The sequence below is a fragment of the Halobacterium noricense genome (genome assembly GCF_021233435.1).
Lineage (GTDB): Archaea > Halobacteriota > Halobacteria > Halobacteriales > Halobacteriaceae > Halobacterium > Halobacterium noricense.
In genome coordinates this window covers 2,061,108-2,076,117 of sequence record NZ_CP089468.1, presented here as the reverse complement: position 1 = coordinate 2,076,117, position 15,010 = coordinate 2,061,108, and the positions used below count along the sequence as shown (strand labels likewise).

Here is a 15,010-nt window from a genome sequence, read left to right as displayed (position 1 = left end):
GTCCTGAGTTGTCAGTGTTTGGCGGGTCGGCTGGCGTTGCGGCGGTGGACGAGCCCAACCATGTCGGCGGTTTCGGCGACGAACTCGCGGAACGCTTCGCCGGTCTGGTTGTCGTCGTCGAGAACGACGGGCTCCCCCGTGTCACCGCCCTGTCGGACGCTGGGGTCGAGAGGGATGGAGCCGAGGAACGGGAGTTCGTTCTCGTCGGCGAAGTCGTGGCCGCCGCCGCTGCCGAAGATGTCGTGGGTGCCGCCGCAGTCGGGGCAGACGAACCCGCTCATGTTCTCGGCGATGCCGAGGACGGTGGTGTCGTGGCGGCCGAACATGCGGAGGCCTTTACGGGCGTCGTCGACGGCGACGTCCTGTGGGGTGGTGACAACGACAGCACCGGTGAGGGGGACCGTTTGGAGCATCGTGAGTTGGGTGTCGCCGGTGCCCGGCGGGAGGTCGACGACGAGGTAGTCGAGGTTGCCCCATTCGACGTCCTCGACGAGCTGCGTGAGGACCTTGTGGACCATGGGACCGCGCCAGATGACGGGGTCGTCGTCGCCGACCATGAACGCCATGCTCATGAGTTTCATGCCGTGGCGCTCGGGCGGGACGATGGTGTCGCTCTCCGTAGCGCGTGGGTGGTCGTCGGCGTCGACCATTCGGGGGACGTTGGGGCCGTAGATGTCGGCATCGAAGAGGCCGACGCGGGCGCCGCGGTCGGAGAGGCCGGCGGCGAGGTTGACGGCGACCGTGGACTTGCCGACGCCGCCCTTGCCGGAGGCGACCGCGATGACGTTCTTGACGCCGGGGAGCACGTCGCCGCCGTTGCGGTCGGGGATGGCGGCCGTGAGGTCGGGTTCGAGGCCGGCGTCGGCGAGCACTTCGCGGACGCGGCCGGCGATGTCGGTTTCTGTCGGCGAGTAGGGCGCACCGAGCGCGAGTGAGAGGGTGACTTTGTCGCCGTCGACGTCGAGGTCGTTGACGAGGCCGAGGGAGACGATGTCTGCTCGCTGGCTTTGCCCGCTCGCATGGTCCGAGGCGCTTTGCGCCTCGCTATCGTCGTCGAGGGAGGGGTCCTCGACGTCGCGGAGGAGGTCCAGCACGTCGTCTTCGTTCATGCCCGCGAGTAGGAGGTGGTGCGCCGATAAGGGTTGTGTCGAACGAACGTGCGGCCGAGACCGCACACCACACCCCGAGCGTAACCACTCAGGGTTACGAAATCGCCGCTTGCACCCACGAGTTTAAGCGTCTGTACGTGCCACGTTCTGGCATGCTCTCGGACTCGTTCGGGCGCGAGGTCTCCGGCGTCCGGGTCTCCCTCACGGACCGCTGTAACTTCGACTGTGTCTACTGTCACAACGAGGGACTGGGGGACACGCGCGGCCCGATGGACGCACGGGACCACGAGATGAGCGCCGACGACGTCGTCCGCTTCCTCGAAGTCGTCGAGGAGTTCGGCGTCGAGAAGGTGAAGCTCACCGGCGGTGAGCCGATGCTGCGCGACGACCTGGAGGAGATAATTCGGCGCACGCCCGAGTCGATGGAAGTGTCGATGACGACCAACGGCACGTTCCTGCCCGGGCGCGCGGATGACCTCGTGGACGCGGGCCTCGAACGCGTGAACGTCTCGCAGGACGCCCTCGACGCCGAGGACTTTCAGGCGCTCACGAAGAGCGGGGCCTACGAGAGGGTCTTGGAGGGCGTGCGGGCGGCCGTGGACGCGGGCCTCGACCCGGTGAAACTGAACATGGTCGTGTTCCGGAAGACGGCGGGCTACGTGCCGGAGATGGTCGACCACGTCGCGGAGAACGACGCGCTCCAGCTCCAGCTCATCGAGTACATGCCCGAAATCGCGGGCCACCCGGAGTGGGCCGTCGACATCGACGACGTCCACAACTGGCTCGAAGAGCGCGCGGACCGCGTCGAGCACCGCGAAATGCACGACCGGCGGCGGTACTGGGTGAATGGAGGAATGGTCGAAATCGTCGACCCCGTCGGCAACGAGGAGTTCTGCGCGAACTGCCACCGCGTGCGCGTGACACACGAAGGCTACCTGAAGGGGTGCCTGAACCGCAACGACGACCTGCGGTCGATGGGCGAGATGTCGAAGGCCGAGATTCGGGAGGCGTTCCGAGAGACCGTCGAGAACCGGGTGCCGTACTACGGCGAGTACATGGTCGAGAACGGTGACGGCGGCTGGGAGGTCAACGACGACTACGTCGAGGTGTACGCTGACGGCGGGACCGAGTCGGCGAACTGACCGCAGACCGGATTTTCGGCGCACGGCATGGGAGCGCGTGTCGTCCGCGACCCACGCCCTTTCGTGATGTTTAAGTACGGGCCGCGATTTCTCAAGAACGCAGTCACTGTAGGGGCGTCGGGTCCCGAGTCCGAGAGGGCGAAGATACACCCGAAAGCGTGTCGTGGTAGCCTAGCCTGGTCAAGGCGCAGGGTTGCTAACTCTGTGGCGCAAGCCTCCGGGGTTCAAATCCCCGCCACGACGCCTTTCCACAACACATCAAAACATGAGTTCGGAAGAACAAGACGCGGACGAGGACATTCAGTACTTCGTCCGTATCGGGCAGACAGACCTCGACGGTACCAAGTCCGTCGAGCGTGCGCTCGCGGAACTCGACGGCGTCGGCCGACGAGTCGCGCGAGTCGTCGCGGAGAACGCGGACGTCGACCGCACCGCGACGATTGGTCGCCTCGAAGACGATGTCATCGACGACATCAAGGCGGCCGTCAACGAGTTCGCAGACCACGCTCCGGAGTGGCTCGCGAACCGTCGGAACGACTTTTACTCCGGCGAGACCCAGCACGTCACCGGCAACGACGTCAACCTGACGCGCGACCAGGACATCAATCGGATGCAGATGATTCGGTCCTACAAGGGCATCCGACACGAGCGCGGACAGAAGGTCCGCGGTCAGCGCACCAAGTCCACCGGTCGTACGGAAGGTACCATCGGCGTCAACGTCGAGGCTATCAAGGAAGAACAGGCAGCAGAAGAAGCAGCGGGTGAGGAAGAATAATGGCGCTCCCAGGTGAGAACACCAAGTTCTACGAGACGCCGAATCACCCGTATCAGGGCGAACGCATCTCCGAGGAGAGCGACCTCGTCTCCCGGTACGGCCTGAAGAACAAAGAGGAACTCTGGCGCGCGCAGTCCGAACTGCGCAACTTCCGCCGCGAGGCGCGCCGCCTGCTCGGCCGTACGGAGGCCACCAGCGGCGAGGAGTTCGTCTCGCGCCTGCAGCGCATCGGCGTGCTCTCCAACCAGGAGGCGCTCGACGACGTCCTGTCGCTCGACGTGACGGACGTCCTCGAACGCCGCCTGCAGACGGTCGTCTACCGCGAGGGCCTCGCGAACACTGTCGGTCAGGCCCGACAGTTCATCTCCCACGGCCACATCACGGTCGACGGGAGCCGCGTCACGGAGCCCTCCTACAAGGTCGACGTCTCCGAGGAGGACGCCATCGCGTTCGACGAACGAAGCGACCTCACAGACGAACTGCACCCGGCTCGCGCCGGTGCACAGGAGTAACACAATATGGCTGACGACACCAAATGGGGCATCGCGCACATCCACGCCTCGTTCAACAACACCATCATGACGGTCACCGACGAGACGGGCGCAGAGACGCTCGCAAAGTCGAGTGGCGGTACCGTGGTGAAGCAGAACCGTGACGAGGCGTCGCCGTACGCCGCGATGCAGATGGCCGAACAGCTCGCCGAAGACGTCTTAGACCAGGGCATCGACAAGGTGCACGTTCGCGTGCGCGGCCCCGGTGGCAACCTCCAGCGCAGCCCGGGTCCGGGCGCGCAGGCTGCCATCCGAGCGCTCGCTCGCGCCGGTCTCGAAATCGGCCGCATCGAGGACGTGACGCCCGTCCCCCACGACGGGACGCGTCCGCCGAAGAACAGCGGGTACTAAGCCATGAGCACGGACTTCGACGTCGAATTCATCGACCGCGACGACCGGGAAGCCCGGTTCGTCGTTCGCAACATCACGCCGGCGTTCGCGAACGGCATTCGGCGAGCGATCATCGCCGACGTTCCGACGCTGTCCATCGACACCGTCCGGTTCGTCGAGAACTCCAGCGTGATGTTCGACGAACAGCTCGCGCTGCGTCTCGGCCTCGTCCCGTTGACGACGCCCGAGGACTTCGCCGAGGGTGACACGGTCACGCTCGCGCTCGACGTCGAGGGCCCGGGGACGGCGTACTCCGGGGACCTGGTCTGTCAGGACCCCGAAGTGGCGGCCGCCGACGAGAACATCCCCATCATCGAGCTCAAAGACGACCAGCGCCTCGAACTCGAAGCCGACGCGGAACTCGGCTACGGCCGCGACCACGCCAAACACCAAGGCGGCGTCGCGGTCGGTTACCGACACCTCCAGCGCGTGAACGTCGTCGGCGACGCCGACGAGTACGCCGAGGAGGAACCCCGGATGCTCCGGGGCGTCATCGAGGAGGACGGCGAGCTCGTGCCGACGGACGACTTCGACAACGACCTCACGAACCGGTATCCCGGCAAGGAGCTCGAAGTCGAGGACGTCCCCGGCGCGTTCGTCTTCCACGTCGAATCCGACGGCTCGATGCCCGTGACAGAGCTAGTTCTCCGAGCAGTCGACTCCCTGGTCGACCGCGCGGACGAACTCGAACAGGCAGTCCAACTATAACATAACATGATTGCTCCGACCCACACTACCGCGCCGACGCCCACTCCTGCCCCGGGAGCCTCGGGCCCGGCAATCGAAATCGGTAAGAAGGGTCGGGAGCTACGGAGAAGCGAAGCGCCATCGCGGCCGTGCAGGGATAGCCAAGTTAGGTCAAAGGCGCAGCGTTCAGGGCGCTGTCCTGTAGGGGTTCGCAGGTTCAAATCCTGCTCCCTGCACTCGACTTCTCACAACTTTCCAGGAGTACGAGCATGAGTAAGACAAGTCCGAGACTCAGCAGTCTCATCGCCGAACTGAAGTCCGTCGCCCGAGATTCGGGCACGGACGTCTGGCACGACGTCGCTGGCCGGCTGGAGAAGCCGCGCCGCACGCACGCCGAGGTGAACCTGAGTCGTATCGAACGTTACGCGAACGAGGACGAGACCGTCGTCGTCCCCGGCAAGGTGCTGGGGTCCGGCGCGCTTCGAAAGTCCGTCACCGTCGCTGCCGTGGATTTCTCCGGCAGCGCGAAGACGAAAATCGAGCACGCCGACGGCGAGGCCGTCCATCTGGAACAGGCAGTCGAACAGAACCCCGAAGGGTCCGACGTGCGGGTGATTCGATGAGTCTCGCAGAATTCGACGCCGACGTGGTCGTCGACGCGCGGGACTGCATCATGGGTCGCGTGGCGAGCAACGTCGCCGAACGCGCCCTCGACGGCGAGACGATCGCCGTCGTCAACGCCGAGCAGGCAGTCATCACCGGCACCAAGGAGGACATCTTCGAGACGTACAACAAACGCGCGGAGCTGGGCTCCGACAGCGGTCCGTACTACCCGAAACGCCCGGACGGCGTCTTCAAGCGCGCCATCCGTGGCATGCTGCCGTACAAGCAGCAGGACGGCCGTGAGGCGTTCGAGAACGTCCGCGTGTACGTCGGTAACCCGTTCGACGAGGACAGCGAAGTCATCGAGGGAACGTCGCTAGACCGACTCTCGACGATTCGCTTCGTCACCGTCGGCGAGGTCTCCAAGGAACTAGGTGCTAACGTCACATGGTAACCAACACGTCCGGTAAGAAGAAGACGGCCGTCGCTCGCGCGACCGTGAGCGACGGCGAGGGTCGTGTCCGAATCAACTCCACGCCCGTCGAACTCGTCGACCCGGAGATGTCGCGCCTGAAGATGCTGGAGCCGTTCCGCATCGCGGGCAAAGACCTCCGAGACGACGTCGACGTCGACATCGACGTCTCGGGTGGCGGCTTCGCGGGCCAGGCTGACGCCGTCCGCACCGCCATCGCGCGCGGGTTGGTCGAGCATTACAGCGACGCGGAGCTCCGGGACGCGTACCGTGAGTTCGACCGCAGTCTGCTGGTCAACGACGTCCGGCAGTCCGAGTCCAAGAAGTGGGGCGGTCCGGGCGCTCGTGCCCGCTACCAGAAGTCCTACCGCTGAGGTGACCAAATCATGATGGTACCAGTCCGGTGTTTCACGTGCGGTAACGTCGTCGGTGAGTACTGGGAAGAGTTCAAGGCACGCGCCGAGACCCACGACGGCGACGAGGACCCAGCGGACGTGCTGGACGACCTCGGCGTGGACCGGCACTGCTGTCGACGCATGATGGTCTCCCACCAGGACCTCGTGGACGTCGTCTCGCCCTACCAGTAATGAGCGACACACAACACTTCAATCGGTACGAGAAGGCCCGCATCATCGGTGCGCGAGCGCTGCAGGTGTCGTACGGGGCGCCCGTGCTGGTCGATACCGACCAGACCGAGCCCATTCTCATCGCGGCCGAGGAGTACGACGCGGACGCGCTCCCGTTCACTGTCCGGAGGGACAACTGAGATGACGCGCATCGAGTCCGTCCGATTCCGGCCGATTCTGGACTCCCGCGGCAACAAGACCGTGGAAGCCGAGGTCGTGACCGCGGACGGCGGGTTCGGCCGTGCGGCAGCGCCATCCGGCGCGAGCACGGGCGAACACGAGGCCGTCGAACTCCCCGTCGAGGAGGCGATTGCGGCAGCGCGCGAACACGTCGCGCCGCGCCTCGAAGGACGGGAGTTCGCCGGCGACCAGCGCGGCGTCGACGCCGCACTGCACGCCGCCGACGGCACGGAGGACTTCTCCGACGTCGGGGCGAACAGCGCGGTCGCCGTCAGTATGGCGGCCGCGAAGGCCGCCGCGGACGTGCTCGGTGTGCAGCTGTACCAGCATCTCGGCGGCGCCTTCCGCGGTCGGAACTTCCCCGTGCCGCTCGGGAACGTCGTCGGCGGCGGCGAACACGCCGCCGACGCGACCGCGATTCAGGAGTTCCTCGCGGCCCCCGTCGGCGCGCCGAGCGTCCGGCAGGCCGTGTTCGCGAACGCCGCCGTCCACGAGCGCGTGGGCGAACTCCTCGAAGAGCGCGGCGAGGCCGCCGCGAAAGGCGACGAGGGTGCGTGGGCACCGTCCATTGACGACGCCATCGCCTTCGAAATCGTCGACGAGGCCACCAGCGACGTCGCCGAGGAGTTCGGCTTCGACGTCCAGTTCGGCCTCGACATGGCGGCCGCCGAGCGCTACGAGTCCGAGGAGTACGTCTACGGCGACGAGGTTCGCTCCACGGAGGAGCAAATCGAGTACGTCGTCGACCTCGTCGAGGAGTACGACCTCGCGTACGTCGAGGACCCCCTCGACGAGAACGACTTCGCGGCGTTCTCGGCGCTGACCGAGCGCGTCGGCGACGACACGCTCGTCTGCGGGGACGACCTCTTCGTGACGAACGTCGAGCGACTCCGCGACGGCATCGAGGTCGGCGCGGCCAACAGCATCCTCGTGAAGCCCAACCAGATCGGGACGCTCTCCGATGCGTTCGACGCCATCGAGCTGGCGTCCCGGAACGGCTACGAGGCCGTGGTCTCCCACCGCAGCGGCGAGACCGAGGACACGACCATCGCACACCTCGCCGTGGCGACCGACGCCCCGTTCATCAAGACGGGGACGGTCGGCGGCGAGCGAACTGCCAAGCTGAACGAACTCATCCGCATCGCGGACGAAGCATGAGCGAGAACGAATCCGACACAGAGGCCGACCTCGAGGACGCCGCGGAGCAGGCAGCCGAGCCTGCCGCCGAGGGCGCCGAGAGCGACGCCCAGACAGACGAACAGCCCACCGAAGAGGAGCCGGGAGCGGCGGTCACGGAGGACGTCATGTCCGACGAGGAGGCCGACCTGCTCATCCCCGTCGAGGACTACCTCGGCGCTGGTGTCCACATCGGTACCCAGCAGAAGACCAACGACATGGACCGGTTCATCCACCGCGTCCGCACGGACGGCCTCTACGTGCTCGACGTCTCGAAGACGGACGAGCGCATCCGGACGGCCGCCGACTTCCTGGCGAACTACGACCCGGAGCAGATTCTGGTCACGTCGTCGCGCCAGTACGGCCGCTTCCCCGCGGAGAAGTTCGCGGAAGCGGTCGGCGCACGCGCCCGGACGGGACGGTTCATCCCGGGTACGCTGACGAACCCGCAGTACGACGGCTACATCGAGCCGGACGTCCTCGTCGTCACTGACCCCATCGGTGACGCGCAGGCCGTCAAGGAAGCCATCACGGTCGGCATCCCCGTGATTGCGATGTGCGACTCCAACAACCAGACGAGCAACGTCGACCTCGTCGTCCCGACGAACAACAAGGGGCGGCGCGCGCTGTCGGTCGTCTACTGGCTGCTCGCCAACGAGACGCTCGACCGCCGCGGTGCCGAACCGACGTACTCCCTCGAAGACTTCGAGGACGGCCTCTAACCCGGCTTCCGCTTTCGTACTTTTCAGTTAATAGACCGGCCAGCGACGGCTATATCGAGACGACGCCGAGGTAGCCGTCGAGCCCGTCGACGAAGCGCACGCGCCGCCCGAACCACTCGCGACCACCGTCGAGAGGGTGGCGGTGGCGCGCGTCGTCGATGTCCGCGCTCAAGAGCACGGAGACGGGACCGGGACCGAGCCGGTCGAGTCGCTCCCGGACCCGCCCGCTCGTGGGCTCGCAGAGCACGATATCTTGTCCGGGGAAGCGCGCGAGGTCGCCGTACGTGTCGTCGTAGTCGTGGTCCGGTTCGGGGAGCCGGTAGAGTCGCTGGAAGCGCTCGATTGCGCTGGCGATGTCGTCGGTCGCGAGGACGACCCACGAAATCCCCGAGACCGGCGACCCGTAGAGGTCGCTGTCGGGGACGCGGTACTCGCGGGGCGTGCGGTCGCTGACGACGAACGGGAGGAGGCTGTCGTTGCCGCCGAGGAACGCCTGGTCCCACTCGACGAGCGTGCCGTCCGGGCGCTCGCGGCGGCCGTGAATCGGGCCGCGGACGGTGACGTCGTGGTCGATGACGCGCTGGCACTCGGCGTGGACGCTGCCAGTCTCCACGCACCAGTCGCAGGGGCCGGCGACGGGGTCGGCGGCGTCGAAGTACGCGGGCCAGCGGTCGGGCTGGTCGCGCGTGGGCGCGACGAGTTCGAGGTAGGAGCCGTCCGGCAGCACGAGCGCCGCCATCTCCGTGCCTGCGTCGGGGTGCGCGCCACCGTACGTGGGGTCGAAGCCGGCGGCTTCGAATCGCTCGACGAGGGCGTCGAGGTCGCTGGCGGCGAACGGCACGTGGTCGATGACGGGGCGCATAGCCGCTCGTTCGGGGGCCGCACGCAAAAGCCTGCGGCGGGGCGTTCCGGAACTTCTGTAACGGCGTGGCCCCGACTGGGAGGTATGACTACGACTTCGAGCGCGCCGGGGAAGGTCTACCTCTTCGGCGAGCACGCCGTCGTCTACGGCGAGCCCGCGGTGCCCTGCGCTATCGAGCGACGGGCGCGCGTGACCGTGACGGCCCGCGACGACGACCGCGTGCGGGTGTCCGCGGACGACCTCTCGCTGGACGGGTTCACGGTGGAGTACGGCTCCGGGAGCGACGAACAGCCCGACGTGGACGTGCCGACGCCGCTCATCGAGGCGGCGATGGGATACGTCGAGGAATCGCTAGAGCAAGCGCGGGACGCTGCCGGCCAACCGGTCGCGGGCTTCGACGTGGAAATCGAGAGCGAGATTCCGCTCGGCGCGGGACTGGGGTCGAGCGCGGCGGTCGTCGTCGCGGGCATCGACGCCGCGACGCGCGAGCTCGGCGTCGAACTCGCGCCCGAGGAGGTCGCCGAGCGCGCGTACCGCGTCGAGCACGAGGTCCAGGACGGGCAGGCTTCGCGCGCGGACACGTTCTGTTCGGCGATGGGCGGCGCGGTCCGCGTGGAGGGCGACGACTGCCGGGCCATCGACGCGCCCGACCTGCCGTTCGTCGTCGGCTACGACGGTGCGAGCCACGATACCGGCGAACTCGTGGCGGGCGTGCGCGACCTCCGCGACGAGTACGACTTCGCGGCCGACACCGTCGGAGCCATCGGCGACCTCGTGCGGGAGGGCGAGCAGGCGCTCGCGGACGGCGACCTCGACACGCTCGGCCGGCTGATGGACTTCAACCACGGCCTGCTCTCGGCGCTGGGCGTCTCCGCGCGCTCGCTGGACAACCTCGTGTGGGCGGCCCGGGACGGTGGCGCGCTCGGTGCGAAGCTCACCGGCGCGGGCGGTGGCGGCTGCATCGTCGCACTCGACCGGGAGGACGGCGTGGAAACCGCGTTGTCGCTGGCTCCAGAGTGCGAGCAGTCGTTCCAGGCTGACCTCGCGACGGAGGGCGTGCGCGTCGAATGACGGTCGTCGTGAAACTCGGTGGCAGCGTCGTCACCGAGAAAGACCAGCCCGAGACCGTCGCCATCGACCGCCTCGCGGACCTCGCGGGCGCACTCGGCGACGCTGCCGTGGACGACCTCGTGGTGGTGCACGGCGGTGGGAGCTTCGGCCACCCGCACGCGGCCGAACACGGCATCTCCAGCACCGAGGGCTCGAAGGACGCAACGGCTGCACGCGACGTCGCGAGCGCGATGGAGGAACTGAACAGGGCGGTCGTGAGCGCGCTCGCGGACGCGGGCGTCCCCGCAGTCCCCGTCCACCCGTTCTCGGTCGGCTACCGGACCGCCGACGGCAACCTCCAGTTCCCGACCGGGCAGCTCGCGGCGATGCTCGACGAGGGGTTCGTGCCGGTGCTGCACGGCGACGTGCTCACACAGGTTGGGGAAGGTGCGACAATCGTCAGCGGCGACGAGCTCGTCACGCACGTCGCCGGCGAACTGGACGCCGACCGCGTCGGCCTCTGCTCGGCGGTCCCCGGCGTCCTCGACGAGTCCGGGGACGTAGTCCGAGAAATCACGGACTACGAGGACGTCGCGGCGGCACTGGGCGGCAGCGACACGACCGACGTCACGGGCGGAATGGCCGCGAAAGTCCGCGCGCTGCTGGCGCTCGGCGCGCCCGCGTTCGTGTTCGGCCCCGACGCCCTCTCGGCGTTCCTCGCCGGCGAGGACGCCGGGACGCGCATCGAGGGCTGACGCTTACTCGTCGACTTCCTCGATGTCGGCGTCGGGCGCGTTCTCCTTGACGCTGTTCAGCCCCTGTCGGGCCTTCTGTTTCGAGGCGTACCCCTCGCCGGAGTCCGCGATGATGTTGCCGTTGGTGTGGACGAGTCGCCAGCGGTACTGTCCGATGTCGTCCTCGTAAATCTCGAAGGTGGCGTCCGGCATACGACCGAGCACGTCGTCCGTCCCCAAGGCGATTGTGGCCGACGGCTCGACGCCGCGGCAATCCCCGCTGTTTTTAACACCGCGGGACGTAGGGCTGCCAAGAGCAGCGTCGCGTGCGTTGACGCGGCGGCGGCCGATGGCTGTAAGACGCCGCGGCCGCCGCCGCCAGCGCGCGGCTGTTTCAGACACGACTCCCCCTCACCGGGGGTTTCAGTGCTTCAAAACCATGGAAATCGAAATCGCAACAATCGGCGGATACGAAGAAGTCGGTCGGCAGATGACTGCCGTCCGAGCCGGTGACGACATTGTCATTTTCGACATGGGCCTCAACCTCTCGCAGGTCCTGATTCACGACAACGTCGAGACCGAGAAGATGCACAGCCTCGACCTCATCGACATGGGCGCCATCCCGGACGACCGCGTCATGTCCGACCTCGAGGGCGACGTGCAGGCAATCGTGCCGACGCACGGCCACCTCGACCACATCGGCGCAATCAGCAAGCTCGCCCACCGCTACGACGCGCCCATCGTCGCGTCGCCGTTCACGCTCGAACTCGTGAAAGGCCAGATCGAGGGCGAACAGAAGTTCGGCGTCGACAACGAGCTCGTGGAGATGGAGTCCGGCGAGACGATGCAGATCGGCGAGGAGTGCGAACTCGAATTCGTCCACGTCACACACTCCATCATCGACGCCATCAACCCCGTTCTCCACACGCCGGAGGGCTCGGTCGTCTACGGCCTCGACAAGCGCATCGACCACGACCCGGTACTGGAAGACCCAATCGACATGGACCGCTTCCGCGAGATCGGGCGCGAGGGCGAGGGCGTCCTCTGTTACATCGAGGACTGTACGAACGCCGGCCGGAAGGGCCGCACGCCCTCCGAGAGCGTGGCGCGACGCCACCTCAAGGACGCGATACAGAGCATGGAGGACTACGACGGCGGCATCGTCGCCACGACGTTCTCCAGCCACGTCTCCCGCGTATCCTCGCTCGTCGAGTTCGCCAAGGACATCGGCCGCGAGCCGATTCTCCTCGGCCGCTCGATGGAGCAGTACTCGGGCACCGCCGAGCGCATGGGCCGCGTGAACTTCCCGGACGACCTCGGGATGTTCGGCCACCGCAAGAGCGTCGACCGCGCGTTCAAGCGTGTGATGAACGAGGGCAAGGAGAACTTCCTCCCCATCGTCACGGGCCACCAGGGCGAGCCCCGGGCGATGCTCACCCGCATGGGCCGCGGCGAGACGCCGTACGACATCGAGAACGGTGACAAGGTCATCTTCTCGGCGCGCGTCATCCCGGAGCCGACCAACGAGGGCCAGCGCTATCAGTCCGAACAGCTCCTCCGCATGCAGGGCGCACGCATCTACGACGACATCCACGTCTCCGGCCACCTCCGCGAGGAAGGCCACTACGAGATGATGCAGGCGCTCCAGCCCCAGCACATCATCCCCGCCCACCAGAACATGAAGGGCTTCGCACCGTACGTCAGCCTCGCGGAGAGTCAGGGGTACAAGGTCGGTCGCGACCTCCACGTGACCTCGAACGGCAACACCATCCAGCTCGTCGAGTAGATGTCCAAGAACGCCCGCGAACAAGCGGTGCTCGGCGCGGTCCGCGAGCGCCGCGAGAAGGTCAACGCCGCCATCGACGAGGACCTCCCGGCGCAGCGCCCCGAACGCCTCTACGAGGCGGCGCGCTACCTCCTGGAAGCCGGCGGCAAACGCCTTCGCCCCGCGGTCCTGCTGTTGACCGCGGAGGCGCTGGCAGACGTCGAACCCGGGAGCACGGACTACCGGGAGTTCCCCGACCTGACGGGCAGCGAGGTGGACGTGATGTCGGCGGCGGTCTCCATCGAGGTCATCCAGTCGTTCACGCTCATCCACGACGACATCATGGACGACGACGACCTCCGGCGCGGCGTGCCGGCGGTCCACCGCGAGTACGACACCGAGACCGCGATTCTCGCGGGCGACACGCTCTACTCGAAGGCGTTCGAAATCATGCTGCAGACGGACGCGCCGCCCGAGCGCGGCATGGGCGCGATGCAGACGCTCGCGGAGACCTGCACCCACATCTGTGAGGGGCAGGCCCTCGACGTCGACTTCGAGACGCGCACGGACGTCCTCCCCGACGAGTACATGGAGATGGTGGAGTTGAAGACCGCGGTGCTGTACGCCGCGGCGGCGTCGATTCCCGCGGTCCTGCTGGGCGCCGACGACGACACCGTCGAAGCGCTGTACGACTACGGCGTCAAAGCCGGGCAGGCGTTCCAGATCCACGACGACGTCCTCGACCTCACGGTCCCCTCCGAGCAGCTCGGCAAACAGCGCGGCTCGGACCTCGTCGAAGGCAAGAAGACCGTCGTGACGCTGCACGCCAGCGAGCACGGCGTCGACGTCGACGACCTGCTGGACGCCGACGACCCCGAGAACGTCACCGACGCCGACATCGAGGACGCCGTCGAACAGCTCCGCGAGGTCGGCAGCATCGAGTACGCCCGCGAGTGCGCGGACGACCTCGTCGCCGAAGCCAAAGCCCACCTCGACGTCCTCCCCGACAACGAGGCACACCACCGCCTCGAACAGGTCGCGGACTACCTCGTCGAACGGGGCTACTAAGGTACCTTTTTTGCGCTCGGGTTTCCTCGCTCGCGGCCACCGGCCGCTCGCTGCGGGAACCTCTCGCGCAAAAAATCTACGCTAAAAAGGCCTGCCTCCGCGGGGCTCCGCCCCGCTCCGGCAGTGAAACGCGCGGCTTCGCCGCGCGTATGCTAACTCTTCAAACAGCCGCCGCTACGGAGCGTCGTCGTCCGCCCGGTCGAGGTAGGCGCGGATGCGGTCGTCGTCGAGGTGTTCGAGGATTCGGTCGTGGGCTTCCTGCCGGCGGCGGTCGATTTCTTCGTCGTCGACGTACCTGCCGAGGCGGTCGTCGACCTCCGCCTCACGGAGTTCGATTAGTTCGTCGTCCGCGAGGTCGTGGTCCTCCGGGACGTGTTCGTCGAAGTACTCGCGCCAGCGGTCGGGGTCGGCCCACTCCTCGTCGCGAGCGCGCTCCTGTCGGAGCCAGTCGACGCGCTCGGCCAGTCCCTCGGGATACCCCTGTTCGCGGCGCGCGTCTCCGACGACGTGGCGGCCGACGAGCGCGCCGAAGCCCGCTGCCGCGATGGCCTGCGTCGACCACTCCTCTACTGGTGAGGCGACGTAGAGGCCGTCAATCGGCGTTCGGCCGTCGTCGTCGGCGTAGGTTCGGTCGAAGTACTCCTGTTCCTCGCCGCCGTGCTCGTGGGTTTCGTACATCTCGCCGTCCGCGTCCAGCGGCTGGAGATAGTCGGCGTCGTAGCGAGTGGCAGCGACGACGCGAGTCGCTCGCACGGGTTCGCCGGACTGCGGCTCGAGAATGAAGCCGCCGTCGTCGGCGTGCGCGACCGATTCGACGAATTCGGGGACGAGTTCACAGCCCGCTTCTTCGGCGTGGTCGTGGGCGAGCGCGTAGAACGTCTCGACGTCGATGCCCGCGGGGAACCCGAGGTAGTTCTCCAAGTGTGCGCACTGCTGGAGCGACGAGCGCCCGCAGTCGAAGACGACCGTGTCGAGGCCCTCGCGGGCGGCGAAGACGCCAGCTGAGCAGCCCGCCGGCCCGCCGCCGACGACGGCGACGTCCCACTCCGCGGCCGCGTCGCTGGTGTCGGACGAAGTCATGCGTCGTCCCCGCTGGCG

The 15,010-nt window shown here is 67.3% G+C and carries 20 protein-coding genes and 2 tRNA genes; 18 read left to right on the top strand and 4 right to left on the bottom strand.

The window, feature by feature from the left end; all coding sequences use genetic code 11:
* Positions 1-11: 11 nt before the first annotated feature.
* The gene (locus tag LT974_RS11025; protein WP_232587703.1) at positions 12-1,109 is read right to left on the bottom strand and encodes an Mrp/NBP35 family ATP-binding protein; all 1,098 of its coding nucleotides are present in this window, start codon (positions 1,107-1,109) and stop codon (positions 12-14) included.
* A 152-nt stretch (positions 1,110-1,261) separates the two neighbouring features.
* On the opposite strand from LT974_RS11025, the gene moaA reads away from it, so the two are divergent.
* The 14 genes from moaA to rpsB all read left to right on the top strand — a co-directional run bounded on the left by moaA (position 1,262) and on the right by rpsB (position 8,433).
* Positions 1,262-2,251, top strand: a complete 990-nt coding sequence (gene moaA / locus LT974_RS11020; protein ID WP_232587702.1) for a GTP 3',8-cyclase MoaA — start codon at positions 1,262-1,264, stop codon at positions 2,249-2,251.
* Between the two features lie 160 nt (positions 2,252-2,411).
* Positions 2,412-2,494 (top strand) — tRNA-Ser (locus LT974_RS11015).
* A 22-nt stretch (positions 2,495-2,516) separates the two neighbouring features.
* On the top strand, positions 2,517-3,026 hold the full coding sequence (locus tag LT974_RS11010) for a 30S ribosomal protein S13 (RefSeq protein WP_232587701.1): 510 nt from the start codon (positions 2,517-2,519) through the stop codon (positions 3,024-3,026).
* Complete coding sequence (locus LT974_RS11005; protein WP_232587700.1) at positions 3,026-3,538, top strand: 30S ribosomal protein S4; 513 nt, start codon at positions 3,026-3,028, stop codon at positions 3,536-3,538. The genes LT974_RS11010 and LT974_RS11005 overlap by 1 nt, the downstream gene beginning before the upstream one ends.
* Positions 3,539-3,544: 6 nt before the next feature.
* Complete coding sequence (locus LT974_RS11000) at positions 3,545-3,928, top strand: 30S ribosomal protein S11 (RefSeq protein ID WP_058983656.1); 384 nt, start codon at positions 3,545-3,547, stop codon at positions 3,926-3,928.
* 3 nt (positions 3,929-3,931) lie between these two features.
* On the top strand, positions 3,932-4,675 hold the full coding sequence (locus LT974_RS10995) for a DNA-directed RNA polymerase subunit D (RefSeq protein WP_232587699.1): 744 nt from the start codon (positions 3,932-3,934) through the stop codon (positions 4,673-4,675).
* Between the two features lie 130 nt (positions 4,676-4,805).
* A tRNA-Leu gene (locus LT974_RS10990) sits at positions 4,806-4,890 on the top strand.
* Between the two features lie 33 nt (positions 4,891-4,923).
* Positions 4,924-5,277, top strand: a complete 354-nt coding sequence (locus LT974_RS10985; protein ID WP_059057180.1) for a 50S ribosomal protein L18e — start codon at positions 4,924-4,926, stop codon at positions 5,275-5,277.
* Positions 5,274-5,711, top strand: coding sequence for a 50S ribosomal protein L13 (locus tag LT974_RS10980; RefSeq protein WP_230889019.1), 438 nt, complete (start codon positions 5,274-5,276; stop codon positions 5,709-5,711). The genes LT974_RS10985 and LT974_RS10980 overlap by 4 nt, the downstream gene beginning before the upstream one ends.
* Positions 5,705-6,103, top strand: a complete 399-nt coding sequence (locus tag LT974_RS10975; protein ID WP_230889020.1) for a 30S ribosomal protein S9 — start codon at positions 5,705-5,707, stop codon at positions 6,101-6,103. The genes LT974_RS10980 and LT974_RS10975 overlap by 7 nt, the downstream gene beginning before the upstream one ends.
* A gap of 12 nt (positions 6,104-6,115) precedes the next feature.
* Complete coding sequence (locus tag LT974_RS10970) at positions 6,116-6,316, top strand: DNA-directed RNA polymerase subunit N (protein ID WP_058983661.1); 201 nt, start codon at positions 6,116-6,118, stop codon at positions 6,314-6,316.
* Complete coding sequence (locus LT974_RS10965) at positions 6,316-6,495, top strand: DNA-directed RNA polymerase subunit K (protein ID WP_058983662.1); 180 nt, start codon at positions 6,316-6,318, stop codon at positions 6,493-6,495. The genes LT974_RS10970 and LT974_RS10965 overlap by 1 nt, the downstream gene beginning before the upstream one ends.
* A 1-nt stretch (position 6,496) precedes the next feature.
* Positions 6,497-7,693, top strand: coding sequence for a phosphopyruvate hydratase (eno, locus tag LT974_RS10960; protein WP_232587698.1), 1,197 nt, complete (start codon positions 6,497-6,499; stop codon positions 7,691-7,693).
* Positions 7,690-8,433, top strand: a complete 744-nt coding sequence (rpsB, locus tag LT974_RS10955; protein ID WP_232587697.1) for a 30S ribosomal protein S2 — start codon at positions 7,690-7,692, stop codon at positions 8,431-8,433. The genes eno and rpsB overlap by 4 nt, the downstream gene beginning before the upstream one ends.
* A gap of 49 nt (positions 8,434-8,482) precedes the next feature.
* Here the strand turns inward: rpsB and LT974_RS10950 are convergent, their stop codons facing one another.
* On the bottom strand, positions 8,483-9,295 hold the full coding sequence (locus tag LT974_RS10950; protein WP_232587696.1) for a VOC family protein: 813 nt from the start codon (positions 9,293-9,295) through the stop codon (positions 8,483-8,485).
* A gap of 84 nt (positions 9,296-9,379) precedes the next feature.
* On the opposite strand from LT974_RS10950, the gene mvk reads away from it, so the two are divergent.
* On the top strand, positions 9,380-10,366 hold the full coding sequence (gene mvk, locus LT974_RS10945) for a mevalonate kinase (protein WP_232587695.1): 987 nt from the start codon (positions 9,380-9,382) through the stop codon (positions 10,364-10,366).
* The gene (locus LT974_RS10940) at positions 10,363-11,100 is read left to right on the top strand and encodes an isopentenyl phosphate kinase (protein ID WP_232587694.1); all 738 of its coding nucleotides are present in this window, start codon (positions 10,363-10,365) and stop codon (positions 11,098-11,100) included. Before mvk ends, LT974_RS10940 begins: the two co-directional genes overlap by 4 nt.
* A gap of 3 nt (positions 11,101-11,103) precedes the next feature.
* Here LT974_RS10940 and LT974_RS10935 read toward each other — a convergent pair whose 3' ends face one another.
* Entirely contained in the window at positions 11,104-11,292 is a 189-nt protein-coding gene (locus LT974_RS10935; RefSeq protein WP_408611684.1) for an HVO_2922 family protein, read from the bottom strand.
* A 226-nt stretch (positions 11,293-11,518) separates the two neighbouring features.
* Here LT974_RS10935 and LT974_RS10930 point away from each other — a divergent pair, with 226 nt between their 5' ends.
* Together LT974_RS10930 and idsA3 are read left to right on the top strand one after the other, a co-directional pair.
* The gene (locus tag LT974_RS10930) at positions 11,519-12,865 is read left to right on the top strand and encodes a ribonuclease J (RefSeq protein ID WP_230889026.1); all 1,347 of its coding nucleotides are present in this window, start codon (positions 11,519-11,521) and stop codon (positions 12,863-12,865) included.
* On the top strand, positions 12,866-13,912 hold the full coding sequence (gene idsA3 / locus LT974_RS10925) for a geranylfarnesyl diphosphate synthase (protein WP_232587693.1): 1,047 nt from the start codon (positions 12,866-12,868) through the stop codon (positions 13,910-13,912).
* A 174-nt stretch (positions 13,913-14,086) separates the two neighbouring features.
* Here idsA3 and LT974_RS10920 read toward each other — a convergent pair whose 3' ends face one another.
* The gene (locus LT974_RS10920; RefSeq protein WP_232587692.1) at positions 14,087-14,992 is read right to left on the bottom strand and encodes an NAD(P)/FAD-dependent oxidoreductase; all 906 of its coding nucleotides are present in this window, start codon (positions 14,990-14,992) and stop codon (positions 14,087-14,089) included.
* Positions 14,993-15,010: the final 18 nt, after the last annotated feature.

What these genes read in the sequence shown, in the direction of transcription:
- LT974_RS11025 (WP_232587703.1), bottom strand. Translation starts at nt 1,109, where the DNA reads ATGAACGAAGACGACGTGCTGGACCTCCTCCGCGACGTCGAGGACCCC.
- moaA (WP_232587702.1), top strand. Translation starts at nt 1,262, where the DNA reads ATGCTCTCGGACTCGTTCGGGCGCGAGGTCTCCGGCGTCCGGGTCTCC.
- LT974_RS11010 (WP_232587701.1), top strand. Translation starts at nt 2,517, where the DNA reads ATGAGTTCGGAAGAACAAGACGCGGACGAGGACATTCAGTACTTCGTC.
- LT974_RS11005 (WP_232587700.1), top strand. Translation starts at nt 3,026, where the DNA reads ATGGCGCTCCCAGGTGAGAACACCAAGTTCTACGAGACGCCGAATCAC.
- LT974_RS11000 (WP_058983656.1), top strand. Translation starts at nt 3,545, where the DNA reads ATGGCTGACGACACCAAATGGGGCATCGCGCACATCCACGCCTCGTTC.
- LT974_RS10995 (WP_232587699.1), top strand. Translation starts at nt 3,932, where the DNA reads ATGAGCACGGACTTCGACGTCGAATTCATCGACCGCGACGACCGGGAA.
- LT974_RS10985 (WP_059057180.1), top strand. Translation starts at nt 4,924, where the DNA reads ATGAGTAAGACAAGTCCGAGACTCAGCAGTCTCATCGCCGAACTGAAG.
- LT974_RS10980 (WP_230889019.1), top strand. Translation starts at nt 5,274, where the DNA reads ATGAGTCTCGCAGAATTCGACGCCGACGTGGTCGTCGACGCGCGGGAC.
- LT974_RS10975 (WP_230889020.1), top strand. Translation starts at nt 5,705, where the DNA reads ATGGTAACCAACACGTCCGGTAAGAAGAAGACGGCCGTCGCTCGCGCG.
- LT974_RS10970 (WP_058983661.1), top strand. Translation starts at nt 6,116, where the DNA reads ATGATGGTACCAGTCCGGTGTTTCACGTGCGGTAACGTCGTCGGTGAG.
- LT974_RS10965 (WP_058983662.1), top strand. Translation starts at nt 6,316, where the DNA reads ATGAGCGACACACAACACTTCAATCGGTACGAGAAGGCCCGCATCATC.
- eno (WP_232587698.1), top strand. Translation starts at nt 6,497, where the DNA reads ATGACGCGCATCGAGTCCGTCCGATTCCGGCCGATTCTGGACTCCCGC.
- rpsB (WP_232587697.1), top strand. Translation starts at nt 7,690, where the DNA reads ATGAGCGAGAACGAATCCGACACAGAGGCCGACCTCGAGGACGCCGCG.
- LT974_RS10950 (WP_232587696.1), bottom strand. Translation starts at nt 9,295, where the DNA reads ATGCGCCCCGTCATCGACCACGTGCCGTTCGCCGCCAGCGACCTCGAC.
- mvk (WP_232587695.1), top strand. Translation starts at nt 9,380, where the DNA reads ATGACTACGACTTCGAGCGCGCCGGGGAAGGTCTACCTCTTCGGCGAG.
- LT974_RS10940 (WP_232587694.1), top strand. Translation starts at nt 10,363, where the DNA reads ATGACGGTCGTCGTGAAACTCGGTGGCAGCGTCGTCACCGAGAAAGAC.
- LT974_RS10935 (WP_408611684.1), bottom strand. Translation starts at nt 11,292, where the DNA reads ATGCCGGACGCCACCTTCGAGATTTACGAGGACGACATCGGACAGTAC.
- LT974_RS10930 (WP_230889026.1), top strand. Translation starts at nt 11,519, where the DNA reads ATGGAAATCGAAATCGCAACAATCGGCGGATACGAAGAAGTCGGTCGG.
- idsA3 (WP_232587693.1), top strand. Translation starts at nt 12,866, where the DNA reads ATGTCCAAGAACGCCCGCGAACAAGCGGTGCTCGGCGCGGTCCGCGAG.
- LT974_RS10920 (WP_232587692.1), bottom strand. Translation starts at nt 14,992, where the DNA reads ATGACTTCGTCCGACACCAGCGACGCGGCCGCGGAGTGGGACGTCGCC.